The following is a 14,417-nucleotide window of genomic DNA, read 5'->3' as shown; positions in this document are numbered from 1 at the left end:
CACTGTCGCGATTTTTTTTAACGTAACAAGATAAAGGAGTAAAAATGGCGTCAATTAAAAAGGGTTTTATCTACCTACTGATGGTGATGTTTACCATCCCCAATCTGCCCGCGTCTGCATTTGCCGCCACTCCGGCCGCACAACCAACCCCCGCGCCGGTATCTGACACTCAATTTACTTTACCCCCCAAACCGCCCATCACCGTACCGCAAGAAATTACTGATAAACGCGGCGAATATTCCAAGACTTTCCAACAACCGGATGGCACAATGCAAGCGGTAGTTTATTCCACTCCAATAAACTACTCGGCAACCGAAAATGGCAAAACCGTATGGAAAGAAATTGATAATAATTTATTACCCACCGACAACGGATATAAAAACGGCGCCAACTCATTCATCCTATCTTTGCCTAACCAACTATCAGACAAACCGGTCTCTATTTCTAGCAACGGCAACGAGGTTAGCTTTGCGCTAGAAGCCACAGCACCGGCACCAAATGCCTTGAATCTATCTAATCTTCAACTTTCCACCCTGTTTACCCCCAGCACGGCAGTTAAAAATAACCAAATTACCTACGGCAATGTTACACCGGGTATAAATGTAACTTATTACGCTATCCCGGAAGGCGTTAAAGAAGAAATTACCCTAAATCAAAAACCCACTCAAACCAGCTTTGTTTATCACTTGCAAACCACCGGTGTTACCGCCCAAAAAGGCGATGACGGGTCAATTAGCTTTTTGGACAAAGACCAAAAAACAGCATTTTATATTCCCAAAATGACAATGTGGGACGCGCGGGGTGGCAAAGATTCCGAAGCAAATGAATATAGCGATGCCATAAGTGTGGCGCTGGAACCGGAAACTGGTGGTTATGTTTTGACCATGACCCCAGATGCGCAGTGGCTTTCAGACACCGCTCGAGTTTATCCGGTAGTAATTGACCCTACCGTGGTGGTAGATTTGCATTACGGTGAGGATAGCTACGTTGAACAGTATTATCCAAATACCAGCACTTGGGATCAAGCCAATTTGTATGTGGGAAATCACCAAGAAGGGACATACCGCAAAGGGCTAACACGCACCCTAATTCCGTTTAGTATCCCAGATCTAACCGACGCAAATATTATCAACGCCACTTTTACTGTCCGCCAAAAAGCCTGTGTACAGATATGCTCCGTCTCTGGAGTAACAGCCAATCTCGTGCCTTGGTTTAATTCAAAGACTGTCAACTGGAATAATCAGCCACTAGGAATAGGAGAAGTTGGGTATCAATATGGCGATAGCGGTCCAAATTATGCAATGAATGTGACGAACGCCTTAAAATATTGGTTTGAATCGCATAACCAAAATGGATCATGGATCGGAGCACTGGCATTTAAATCTGACTGGGAAAATCCTAGTGGTTACCGAATATGGGTGGCTGAAAACGACCCCACCACTCCGCTAGAATATGAACCACGGCTAACAATAGATTATCGTGATTATTATGCTGAATATTCTACAAATAATTTAGGGTCTCAATTAATTGATACAAGTGGTGCAATTGACGTGGTCGCGCAAAACACCGGACGAAATACATGGTTAAAATCTGACACACATTTAAGTTATCACATTTATAATTCTGCGGGGCAATTAGTAACATGGGATGGCGTGCGGACGCTGTTGCCAAGAGATATTGCCCCTCATGGTGATGGAGTAGTTCTTAATGCAACTGTAAAAATTCCAAGTATACCCGGAAATTACACAGTTAAATGGGACATGGTACAAGAAGGTGTAACGTGGTTTTCCGAACAGGGTGTACCCACCAAAGACGTTAGCTTAACCGCCATTGACTACCCCGCGTACGGTGCCACATACAACCTAAATAACCCGCCAACTAGCGCCACTGCGAATAGTACCATTTCTTTGCCAATGTCAGTTACGAATATGAGTAACCAAAATTGGCCAATTGGACAGTTTCAACTCGGATATCACTGGGTTGATTCTGCCGGGCAAACTTATATTTTCAATGGCACCCCACAAAATTTCCAGTCTGATGTGGCAAAATACGGTGCTACTGGAAACATATTATTAAATGTTCCAGCTCCACTAAACGCCGGCAACTACACTTTGCAGCTAGATATGTATCAGGTAAACAACAAAACTTGGTTTTCAACTCAAAACGTGGCTACTAAAAACATTGCAATAGCTATTACCAACCCCGCGCTTTCTAGCTCTATTCATTTAGGTGATGAAAAATATTACACCAAAGCCGGGCCAATAGACTTGGCAACAGGAAACGTAGCTTATTCCAGTACAGATATGACTGTGCCATCTAACACCGGCTTGCTGGCAGTTGGGCGGTCATATAACTCTACCTTAGCCAACACCCCAACTGTTCCAGATGCAAATGGTTATATTCGCAGTTGGCTAGTTAACGGCCCATACCGCGAAAGCAATCAGGCCGGCAGGCTATCAAAGGCATTTATTGCTAATGAAGCCACAGCACAACCAACGGTTGGCTCGGTTTCATCTAGCAACTTGTGGTTCAAAACCTCATCGGCAACGCCGGCATTAGATATTAGCGCCGCGTTAGCTAGCGCTGGCTCAGTTGAATCCGGTTACAACAGTAACGCCACTGTTTACGCGTATACTAATGTTTATGTTCTTAACGCCAAAACGTATCGCTTAAAAATTGGCTCGGCAGATGGCGTAAAGGTGTGGGTTAACGGCAACATGGTTTGGCTTAAAGATGTTCTGCGCGGCATTACCCTAGATAGCGACTCGGTTGATGTGCCGCTTTTAGCTGGTTGGAATAAAGTAATGTTTAAAGTAGCACATGCTTCATCTGCTTGGGCGCTTTCGGCTAGATTTTTGAATACCGACAACACACAAATTACCGGCTTATTGCTAGATACCGATAATCAACTTCCACTTACAACCACCGCTACCATGGGACAAGGATGGCGTGCCAGTTTTGATGAGTATCTAAACTTTGCTGACCCGGATAATGTAATGTACCAAGACGGCACCGGCGCGGTAGATATTTTTTCTAGGAACGCAAATGGAACGTACAAACGCCCAACCGGTCTTTCCATAGACTTAGTTAAAAACGCAGACAACACTTACGCCATTATTTCTAAATCCGGGTTAAAAACCTACTTTTCTAGCACTGGGCTGTTGCAAAAACGAGTTGATCTTTCCGGCAATACCATATCCTATAACAGAGACACAAATGGGAATGTCACCAAAATTGTGGATGGCGGGCGCTTTATAACACTTACCTACACCGGCAAACGGCTAGAAACTGTTACCAACCAACTTGGTCAAAAAATTACATATTCTTATAACACCACCGTAACGCCGTTTAAATTAACAAGTGTTATAGACCCGCTGGGTGGATTATATGCCTATCAGTACACACCAGCAGGAAAAATGACCAGGTATGTGGATAAAAACGGCAGCTCTACTTACATTTATTACGATATTCAAAACCGCGTTTCAGAGGTTAAAGACGCACTGGGCAACAGCAGCAAACTGTCATACAATAATCGGTCGGTTGATATAACAGACGCTTTGGGGCGAAAATCTAACGCCACTTTTGACCAGAACAATTTGTTAATTAACTTTACCAACCCCAAAGGCTATCGCCAAATTTACGGTAATGATGGAAATTATAACGTTACCACTATTACCCCAGACCTCCCAGAAAACGAATATTACTACTTTAATTACACCAACACCTACGACGCAAATGATAACTTATTGACTTCCAAAGACCCAATGGACGCCACCACCACCAATGTTTATGCGGGCTACGACTTAGTTAAAACTACCGATCCAAAAGGTAATGTTACCACCGCCACCTATTCGGTCGACGGCCGCCGGTTGTTGTTATCTACAACAGACGCCAAGGGAAATGTAGATTCAGCTACTTATGATGCCAAGGGGCACAAAGTTACCGTTACCGATTCTAAAGGAGCCATAACCAAATTTACATACACCGCAGATGGCGATGTGTTAACCACCGTGTCGCCAAAGTTAGAGACATCTACCTTTACGTACGATACCGTTGGCCGCAAACTAACCGAGAAATCGGCCATGGGAAACACGCTTACTTATGCTTATGACAATTTGGGGCGCCTAACCAGCATTAAAGACCCGGCTGGCATTACAAACCGATACGAATATGATAAAAACAGCAACAAACTAAAAGATATTGACCCCAAAGGAAACGTCACTACTTACACTTATGATAAATTAAACCGGCAGATCAAACTTACCGATGCGGTGGGAGCAATAACTTCCACCACCTTTGATGCTGTTGGCAATGTAGTTAAAACTACGGATGCCAAAGGCAAAATGACCATTAATACCTACGACGAGCTAAACCAGCTAACCAAAACAACTGATGCCACCGGCGTTCCCGAAACAGCAGTGTACGATAGAAATGGCAATATTACGTCTGCCACAGATCAATCCGGTAGCACCACCACCGCCACAACTGACAAAAATGGTAATGCAACCCAAATTACCGACAAAGATGGCACCACAAGCGTATCGTACGATAAAAACGACAATGTAGTTCAGACCACATCTACCGTAAAATCTGAAAACGACACCATTACCTATGATAAAAATGATAATGTTACCGCAGTTCAATCTAACATTACCGGCAACAATACCCTAACCTACGACAAAAACGATAACGTGGTTACTAGCGCCGTTTCTACCGCCACTGTAGCCACCGTATACGATGCCAACCAAGAAGTTAGCCAAGTTTCAACCACCCTGGCTCAAACCGGCCAAGTGCTAACCAACATTTTGACCAAAGACGCCGAAGGCAAATTAACAGCGGTTAAAAAACCAAATGGTGATACCACTTCCTACACCTACGACACCTCCGGTAGAGTTAAACAGGTAGTTAACAAATATAAAGCCGGCGCCATACAACAACAGATTTCATATACGTACGATGCTAATTCAAATATTACCACCGCTATAGATTCGCTAACCGGCACACGTACCTACGCATACGATGCACGTGACCAGTTAACCGGTGAAAACGGTACCACTTATTCATACGATTTAATGGGCAACCGCACCAAGAAAACTACGGCGGCCGAAACCATTACCTACGCCTATGATGAACTGGGTGATGCAAACCGCCTTATCAAAGAAACCAGCACCGTTAACGGAACAAAAACGTACGAATATGATAAAAACGGCAATGTTACAAAAGTAACCGATAGTAAAAACGGCATTACCCAGTATTTCTATGATGCCGATGACTACTTTATTAAAGCAATAACACCAGACAACACTACGGTAGAATACACCTACAACGAATTAACCAAACAGCGAGCCACCCGCACCGAAACATCACCCACCGGCGTTGTTTCTACTACCAAGTTTGTCTATGACGGAGACAAGCTGGTTTCTGAAACAGACGCGGCAGGAAAAATGCTGCGCACTTACACTTGGGACGAAGATGAAAACTTATCGTCCGTAACCATTCCAGACACAAACAACAATCCGCAGACCTATTATTACCTTAAAAACGGCCATTCAGACATTACTGGGCTTACAGATGCATCTGGCAACCGTTTAGTTTCATACTCTTACGATGCATGGGGCAATGTAACAGTTTCAACTATGGGTGGGCCGACACCAGATTCCCGAGCCGTACCTCAGCCACCAGCTCCACAAAATAATCTGGATAAATTAAACCCTCGTCTATATGCCGGGTATTGGTATGACAGCACGATTAAGCTATACTATATGAAAGCTAGGATGTACGATCCAAGTTTAGGACGTTTCACCAGCCAAGACCCTGTTGTTGCAGATAATACCGCACTAGGATCAAATCCATATATCTATTGTAATAATAGCCCATTAACACACACAGATCCCAGCGGTAAAATTATTTTCTTGGCTCCTTTAATAATCTACTCGCCTTTGATTCTAGCTTCACTATTTTACATTGCCAATAGCCCAGTGATGCAATGTTTAATTGCAAACGACGTGAGTACAGTATTCGACCCAAATACAACTAAAACGGACAAAATAATTGCGGGTGTCGGACTTGTTGGGGATTTGACACCTGTAGGTGGTGGCTCTACTACAAAAACTGCAGCAAACATTGCAAAAACAAGCACCGCAGTCAACACCGCAAAAAATGTTATTAAAACTGAATCGCATCATATTATCCCAAAATATCTCGGTGGTGCTGCCAAAGCAGTGCGGGCAATAATTCCCAAAGAATATCACCAACAAATCACCAATGCATTTAGAGCTGAGGTGGCATACGGTAAAGCTGCGGAATATTATCGGCTGCTAAAGCAGAATGACTACTCCCAGTGGGAAAAGGAAGTGGGAGAAGTAATAAAGAAAGTTTATGATAAATTACCGATTGACAATTTTCTAAAAGAAATTAAATAAGGAAATTTCGTGCAAATAGAATATTCATTTAGATTCCATAGAGATAAAATTCCACAATCATTTATTGATAAATTCCATCACTTGGAACACGAACCAAACAACACATCTATTTTTGCGGTGAGAGTGTGCACGAACAATCATGATTTTAAATCAATATTTGACTATTGGGAGCACAACCCAGAAAATGCATATTCACCTTTGGCGTTAAATAAATTCTCTGAATCAGAGATGAGGTCAGCTGAAATATTGTATCTTAATCGAATCGCCGACGTTCCAAATGAAATGTTTGCGGAAGAGTACGGTACAAAATATGAAGTACTTGGCAAGGGCGGGACGGGGAAAGAATATACAATGAACATTAAAGGTGTTGGCCAGCCGATTGTAACGGTGGATAGTTGGGAAATAAAAAAACAGATATCGCCCCTAAGAATTAATGTGAGCAAATTATCCAAGAAAGACATACAAAAAACATTTTCAGATGAAACAATTATCTCAAAACGACTTAAAGAGATATTGGAGAAAAATAAGGTTACTGGGTGTAAAATTGATCCTGTATACAGACCTGTAAAAATAAAAGAAAGCGCAGAAGACGTTGATTATTATTCTGACGAGAAAAAATTATCAAAAGATTTCTATCAGCTAAATGTTGTTCCAACATGCGGTTACAGTGTGCCACCGACCAAATTTGGCATAAAATTTCACAAACTAGAGTTGGAAGACCAGCTCGAACCAAATCCGTTGTACGACAAGGTTATTGAAGGATTTAGAACAACAGCTGGCCCAGGTATAGGAACGAGTTTTTATTTTAACCGCAAGAATTGGCCTAATACAGATTTTGCTAAGACGTCTCAATTTAGATCATTGCAATACTTACACCCATTCATAATAATTTCTCAGAGGCTTTATCGAATTTTAAAAGAGAATAAAGTAAGCGGTTTCGAGGCAGAACCAGCGTATTTTGTTGATTAAAGTTTAGTAAAGAAAGAAATTATATGTTTTTTAACAGAAGACTAAAAGATAATGGAACATTGCCCGCAACAAAGGAAGAACGATTTTGGAGGTGGTTTTCTGATCATTCAGACGAATTAATGGCCGTTCGAACAGGCCGAGAACGTATCTGCAACCAACTTTTTTCAGAAATGCAAAAGGTTGCTAAAGGCATAGTTTATTTATTTGGCCCAACGGTTAACGGAAAAAGGGAGTTCATTGTTACTCCCGATGGAATTCCCCCTCTAATCGATTCTGTACAAAAACTTGTTAACGTTGCACCTGATTTGGATGTTTGGAAAGTTATTGCATTCAAGCCAAGGGTTGGCTCTATAACAGCGTTCTCAATAGGTAAATTAAATATCGATCCGAATAAAGATATGTATTTTTCATACAATGATAGCGGCGGCGAGAGAATGGCACTAAAAATATACATTGACGGCTACGACTCATCAAACAAAGCTTTTACCTCCCTAGCCTACATATTATTGGATATGGCATTGGGAGAATACAACGTTATGACAAAACTATCTCTACCGGAATTACTCAAACTTCCTGAAAATTACAAGGAATTTGGACTGATTCCATTTTCTGAGCTGCCAAAGGCATTCGATTTAAGATTTAAGAAATAATTGCTGGTGATAAATGGGAAAAATCACATAAATCACCGGGCATTATAAGAGTATAATAATGGTAGATATTTGAGGAAATAAATGCGGAAGATTTTCAGCATCAAATTATATCCTGCTGTGGGGCAGTTTGTTAAATATGTCATTGCCAATATAATATTCATTGCGCTTTTTTTGATATTTTTTGCCACGCTTAGAGAAAGTTTCAGCCTGTTTAGTCAAGAAAGAGAGCTGATTGCGGTATTTATTGCTTTAATTGCCGCCATTGACGTGTGTTTTTTATTTGTCAGAAAACGTGTTTTTAATACCGCCGGGTCTGCGCCACGCCATTTGGTATTAAAGTTTTTTATAATTTATATTGTTGGCTTAGTAATATACGGACTAACTTTTCTGATTCTTACCAGTGCAATTTACTTACATTTGCCCCGCTACATCGGGTTTTCGGCCGCATTTACTTTGGCCACGTTGTGGGGATTTTTTACTAATAAGCATTGGGCATTTAGATATCGCGAAGCAACATCACCTGCGCCTACTACCCGCTCCAAGCGTGTATTTCATATTCTAAAGCTGGCCACATTCGTCATCATTTTGCTATGCGGGCTGGGTTATGGCGCAAACGAAGGTTATTTGGGAATTTATCCCCCATTTCCCAATCACCCCAAAACCACCACTTTGAATTGCAAATATTCGGGCAAAGATTTGAAGGTAGATGTAGTAACGCACCAAAACGTGAATCACTACTACACTCAGCACAATTATTTGCTTAATACCTCATATTTTGCCAAAAACCAGTTTGCCAAATTTATTTATCAAAACGACAAAGATAATACCGTTGATAAGCTGGTTAGCGATATTGTGGCCGTGGGCAAAGCCAACAATTTGAATGATGATCAGACGCTAGAGCTTGCCACCTGTTTTGTGCAGAATATCCCGTACGATGATGCAAAGGCAGAAATAGTTTTGAACGTAACCGGCAACACCGCCGACACCGAGCAATATCCTTACGTAACTTTATCTAAAAATAAGGGAATTTGTACCGATAAAACGTATTTGGGCAGCATAATACTGAATAAATTGGGCTACGGCACCGGCATTTTCTCGTTTAATGATGATAATCATATGGCGCTAGGAATTAGCGCTCCTAGTGGATATACCGATTTTAACACAAAGTATACTTATGCAGAGATGACGAATCCGGCTTTTATTCCAGGCGATATTCCGGAAAGCATAAATGATAATAATGGTGTGCCGGTTTTAGACATTACTGAGGTAAAACCAATTTCGGCTAGCGAAAATCCGGATACCATTTCGGTGGAACGTAAGAAAGCATTAACAGCGCCGCGATTTGTGGTAGATATTAATAGCGGTAAATCTTATGAACGCATTGTGCAGATAAAAACGCTTAAACAAGACATTGAAAAAATGTATAACCAACTAGCGGATGAGAAAATTTTGTTACAGAAAAAGTATGATAATATTATGTCTTTGGAGAAATCTCAAGATCAATTCTATAAAAACTATCTGGCAGACCCTACAGAGCAAAAATATAACGCGTATTCGGAAAAATATAATCAATACAAAAGCACCATAGACTCATACAACGGCGCCATTGCAGATTATAATAAGTTGTTAGAAAAATATAACGCCGCCGTTAAACAGTACGAAGGTTTTTACTTTAACACCTTGCCGGAATAATTACGCTGCAACCTTTTTGTTCAAGTTTAGGGCGTAAAACGTACCGAGGCGAGGACCACCTCGTGTTTCTTGTTCGAGCATAGCGAGAACTACCTTTATTTCACATCGCATCACAGAGTTCTCGGTGCGCACACCTCGAGCAAGAATTTGAAATTTGAAATTTGATAATCGCGAGCAAATTGCGAGTGATTTCGATGCGAAGCATCTAATTTAATGGTGGAAAGGATTCTTTCTCAGATTTCTCTCTCCAAGCCGTAGCTTTACGAGCGGAGGCCAACGTGGTCGCTCGAGCCAGCTCCCCGGGTCGAAATGACATAATAATTTCCGGACGCGTCCCCATGTTTGACTTATTTTGGCTAATATGGTAGAATTACAATATCCGGAATAAGGGATTCCCGAGGTATACTCGGGATAAAATTTTTATGAAAATACGCAACGTTGCCATTATTGCTCACGTTGACCACGGTAAAACTACCTTGGTTGATTTTTTGTTAAAGCAATCTCACACTTTTCGTGATAACGAAGCCTGGATGACCCAAGATTTAATCATGGACTCGTCTGATCAAGAACGCGAGCGTGGCATTACCATTTTAGCCAAAAACACCGCCGTTTTTTACAAAGACACCAAAATTAACATCATTGATACTCCCGGACACGCCGATTTTGGCGGTGAGGTAGAACGTACTCTAAATATGGCTGATGGTGCTTTGCTCATCATCGATGCACAAGAAGGCCCGATGGCGCAAACCAAATTTGTACTTAAAAAAGCGCTAGATCTAGGTTTGAAAGTAATTGTAGTCATCAACAAAATTGATAAACCAAACGCCAGAATCGAAACCGTTATTCGCCGTACTCAAGATTTATTTTTGGATTTAGCCACCGACGAAGCTCATTTGGATTTTCCGGTGTTTTACGCTATCAGCCGCGAGGGCAAATCGTGGAAAGAATTACCCGCAAATGTAAATGAATCAGCCGATCTAACCCCGATTTTTGAGGCAATATTAGACTATGTACCGGAGCCAGAAGTGTCTGACGGTACTTTTCAAATGCTGGTAACCGCTTTAGACGCGGACTCGTATCAAGGCACCTACGCCATTGGCCGCATTGTTCGTGGCACCGCCAAACCCGGGTTGAATGTAACTGTGATCTCCCCTACTGGCAATCTAACCAATGCCAGAATTGAAAAAGTTTACGTTAATCGCGGGCTTAAACGAGTAGAAGTTGATATGGCGGAAGCGGGTGAAATTGTGGCAATGACCGGCTTAAAAGGGGTGCGCATTGGCGAAACCGTGGCAGACTCTACAAATCCAGAGGCATTACCAACCATCGCTATTGAAGAGCCAACCTTAAAGATGTCGTTTGGCGCCAATACTTCCCCGTTTGCCGGGCGCGAAGGCAAATTTGTCACCAGCCGCCAAATTTTAGATCGCATCAAAAAAGAGCTGGAAACCAACGTTTCAATGCGATTAGAGGAAAATAACGGCGAATTTATCATCTCGGGGCGGGGTGAGCTGCATTTATCCGTATTTATTGAAACTTTGCGCCGCGAAGGCTTTGAGCTACAAGTTGGCAAACCGCAAATCATTACTAAAATGGTAGATGATGTTGAATGTGAGCCGCTTGAAGAGTTGACTATTGATGTAGCAAGCGAACACGCCGGCGCCGTTACCAGCGAAGTCAGCCGCAGACGCGGCATCATGCAGTATCAAGAAGTTCAGCAAGACGGCACAACCCGATTGTGTTTTCACATTACCACCAGAGGAATGCTGGGACTTAGAAATCAATTATTAACTATTTCACGCGGCACCGCGGCGTTAAGTTCGTTGTTTTTGCACTTTGAGCCAATGGGCGCCGCTATTCCGAAAATGCGTTTGGGCGCGTTGATGGCCTCGCAAAGCGGCAAAGCGGTAGCGTACGGCTTGGCCAACGCGCAAGAGCGTGGCATCACCTTTATTCCGCCACAAACCGAAGTTTATGAGGGAATGATTGTGGGATTACACACGCGCGAGCAAGATATTGAAATTAACGTGTGTAAAGAAAAACAGTTAACTAACATTAGATCGTCTAACTCGGATATTTCGGTGCAGCTAACTCCGCCAACCAATTTGTCGCTAGAGCAATCAATCGACTTTCTAGAGGATGATGAGTTGCTAGAGGTAACTCCGAAGTCTTTGCGCCTACGCAAAAAACTACTCCACGCCCTAGACCGCTCCCGCGCTAGAAAATAACCCTGTCATTCCGGTCCGCCAGCTGGCGGATGATCCGGAATCGATATTAAGGAATTTAGGATTTTTTGTATAAAAAAAAGCCCCCGCCCAGTCATAATGACCTGAGTCGGGGGTGTGCGGATATTTCACCACACTAGGGAGGTGCTACCGGAACTAGTTGGGCACAATCTGTGCCCGATACTGGAAGAGCGAGATGTCAGGCGTAATGAACAGCCCGCTACCATCTCCGCTCATGTCAACGCCGATGCCCACAACCTGCTCCCCGTTCGGGAGCGGGGTTGAGGACAACAGGCCTCCCGACTTGTCCCAGACCTTCACGGTCTTGGACGTGCCGTCGGTGCCCACGACGCAGTTGAATCCGGGCGGGCTATACAGACTGAACAGGATGCCCGGTTTGGCGATGGCAACGATTGACCCGGTTGTCCGATCCAACTTCCAGATTGTCAGCATAGTCGGATCGGATCCGTCGCCTGTACCCTGATAGAATACGTACCGATCGTCGCCAGTTACGGCAGTGGCACGGTCGGTGCGTAGCTGGGTGTACGCCAGGGTGTTCGGGTCGTACTCGCGAATACCGTTGTTGCCGCTAACCAGCACCTTACCGGTTTGGGCCACGTAAGCAGCGTCATTAGCCCCCGCAACCGTCAGAGTGTTGACAACTGCTCCGGTCTTGTTGAGTAGCCGAACTTGCCCAAAGTTCCGGCGCACAGCCCAGACAACATCACCAGAGGTAACGGCCACCGGGTAGCCATAGTCGGCGGTCTGCACGGTGTTCACCACCGTGCCCGCGGCGTTGAAGAAGCGGATGGTATCCGCCTTATCAACGGCCACCGCCCCGCCAGTCTTGAACATGTAGAACGTACTAACCATCTTGCCGGAGTTATCCGAGTTGGTATTGTACGTACCACCGGTGAAGGTCAGCTTGCCGGCCTTCCCCGGGTCATACGGCACTTGGTTGTTAACCGTAAACGCGCGAGACAGCGTTACGGTCTCCAACTGCCCCACTGCCCTAAAATTCAGGGTGTGGTTGGCGTTGGATAGAGTAGTCGTGTCAAGCGGGAACGAATTGCTTGATGCCAACATCTCGGTACCAGAGTCTACCTTCCAGTACACGCTTGTGGCGTTCTGGGCGGCAAACTGCACGGTAACCGTGCCGCTGACAGTCTGCCCTTCCGTAGGATTGGAAACCCCAATGGTCGGGTGGGCAATGGCGTTGCCGTTGACTGCTGCCGGCTGGTCCATCGCGTTAGCGATATGTGCCGTTAGCGTGAACGTGCCAGTGAAAGCCGCGGCGCCTGTGAAGGTGTACGTTGTCTCGCCGGTGTTCTTGACGATGTTACCCGCATTCGGCGGGTTGATCACCCATGTGGCCTCAACGTTCACCGGAACGCGGGACGTGTCAGCCGCAGTAACGCGGACAACTTCAGCTCCCGTAGCTCGGGCGTTTTGCGCCCGCGCCACCAGCGTCATTTGCCCGCCTTGTGGGATGTTGAAGTTGGTGGGGTTGGTTGATGTGGACTCGGGGACGATGGTGATCGTTGCCGTGCCCGTCAGTAGCTGGTCGTATTGCGGATCTCCGGATTCGATTGGGGGATGATGCGTCACGAACGTGAAGTTGAAGACATCAGCCGGAAGATCGTTGATCAAGCTGATGCTCCCATCGGGGTTGACCGACAGCGTGCCGGTACCCGATGTCTTGTTGACGCTCTCGATCTTGCAGGTGCCGTAGTTAGTGCCGGTTTTGTCGCCGACCCACTGCACCAACAGATTGTGCGTCTTGAGATACTGCGAACCAAAGGTCGCGGTGGCCACGTTGGCCGACCGAGTCTCTTTGGCCGGGGGGTTAGAACCCCCACCGCCTCCACCACATCCGACCGTCGCGATGACGATCATAGCGGCGAGAAGCAGAATTAGATTTCGCTTCATCTTACTGTCTCCTCCTCGCCGCACCTACGTGTGGCGATAGATAGTGCCAGCCTTTTAAGCCGGCGAGTGTGCCAAGTATGTCGAACCACATCCGGGTTTAGCCAGATACGGTGCGCCAGCTTGTTTGGCGGCACTAACTAGAGGAGTTCTTGAAATGTTATTAAGGTTCTAACATCATATCTATATATAGAATAAAGGGCGATGCAAAAAATCGCAAACTCATCAAGAGAATGCGCTAGAAAGCATCTGCCGTTTTTAGACCATATTGGTAATATGTGTTACTCATACACCAACACTCTATACTATTTTTTAAACTTTGTCAATAGTTTGCGTGACAGACGCTATGCTAATACCCTTCTCATCTCGGGGAGAAGGTGGAACGCTAAGCGTCCCTTGACCCCGCTTAGCGGGGTGCCCGTAGGGTGGATGAGGAGCTCCTCACCCGGCTTACAGCCACCCTCTCCTCACGAGGAGAGGGGACAAAAGTGACATCCATTTTAGAATTTAGTGCTTAGTGCTTAGAATTTGAA

6 protein-coding genes are annotated in these 14,417 nt (G+C 44.5%); 5 read left to right on the top strand and 1 reads right to left on the bottom strand.

Annotation, left to right across the window (positions count from 1 at the left end):
• Positions 1–44 precede the first annotated feature (44 nt).
• The 5 genes from WC773_00620 to typA all read left to right on the top strand — a co-directional run bounded on the left by WC773_00620 (position 45) and on the right by typA (position 11,961).
• Positions 45–6,422 carry an RHS repeat-associated core domain-containing protein gene (locus WC773_00620; protein MFA6081904.1) on the top strand — a complete coding sequence of 2,126 codons (6,378 nt, stop codon included), beginning with the start codon at positions 45–47 and terminating at the stop codon, positions 6,420–6,422.
• A gap of 9 nt (positions 6,423–6,431) precedes the next feature.
• The gene (locus WC773_00615) at positions 6,432–7,391 is read left to right on the top strand and encodes a hypothetical protein (GenBank protein MFA6081903.1); all 960 of its coding nucleotides are present in this window, start codon (positions 6,432–6,434) and stop codon (positions 7,389–7,391) included.
• A gap of 23 nt (positions 7,392–7,414) precedes the next feature.
• Positions 7,415–8,041, top strand: coding sequence for a hypothetical protein (locus tag WC773_00610; protein ID MFA6081902.1), 627 nt, complete (start codon positions 7,415–7,417; stop codon positions 8,039–8,041).
• 81 nt (positions 8,042–8,122) lie between these two features.
• Positions 8,123–9,733: a transglutaminase-like domain-containing protein gene (locus WC773_00605; GenBank protein ID MFA6081901.1), complete on the top strand. Its 1,611-nt coding sequence runs from the start codon at positions 8,123–8,125 to the stop codon at positions 9,731–9,733.
• A 422-nt stretch (positions 9,734–10,155) separates the two neighbouring features.
• The gene (typA, locus tag WC773_00600) at positions 10,156–11,961 is read left to right on the top strand and encodes a translational GTPase TypA (protein MFA6081900.1); all 1,806 of its coding nucleotides are present in this window, start codon (positions 10,156–10,158) and stop codon (positions 11,959–11,961) included.
• Between the two features lie 153 nt (positions 11,962–12,114).
• Here the strand turns inward: typA and WC773_00595 are convergent, their stop codons facing one another.
• Positions 12,115–13,887, bottom strand: a complete 1,773-nt coding sequence (locus WC773_00595) for a hypothetical protein (protein ID MFA6081899.1) — start codon at positions 13,885–13,887, stop codon at positions 12,115–12,117.
• Positions 13,888–14,417 lie beyond the last annotated feature (530 nt).

The organism is Patescibacteria group bacterium, assembly GCA_041660565.1.
Taxonomy (GTDB): domain Bacteria; phylum Patescibacteriota; class UBA1384; order CAJBMM01; family CAJBMM01; genus JBAZWC01.
The sequence above is the reverse complement of the archived record's forward strand: the minus strand, read 5'-3'. Positions and strand labels throughout refer to the sequence as shown.

Bases quoted from the DNA above. Each gene is read 5' to 3' on its own strand.
- WC773_00620 (MFA6081904.1), top strand. From the start codon at position 45: ATGGCGTCAATTAAAAAGGGTTTTATCTACCTACTGATGGTGATGTTT.
- WC773_00610 (MFA6081902.1), top strand. From the start codon at position 7,415: ATGTTTTTTAACAGAAGACTAAAAGATAATGGAACATTGCCCGCAACA.
- WC773_00605 (MFA6081901.1), top strand. From the start codon at position 8,123: ATGCGGAAGATTTTCAGCATCAAATTATATCCTGCTGTGGGGCAGTTT.
- typA (MFA6081900.1), top strand. From the start codon at position 10,156: ATGAAAATACGCAACGTTGCCATTATTGCTCACGTTGACCACGGTAAA.
- WC773_00595 (MFA6081899.1), bottom strand. From the start codon at position 13,887: ATGAAGCGAAATCTAATTCTGCTTCTCGCCGCTATGATCGTCATCGCG.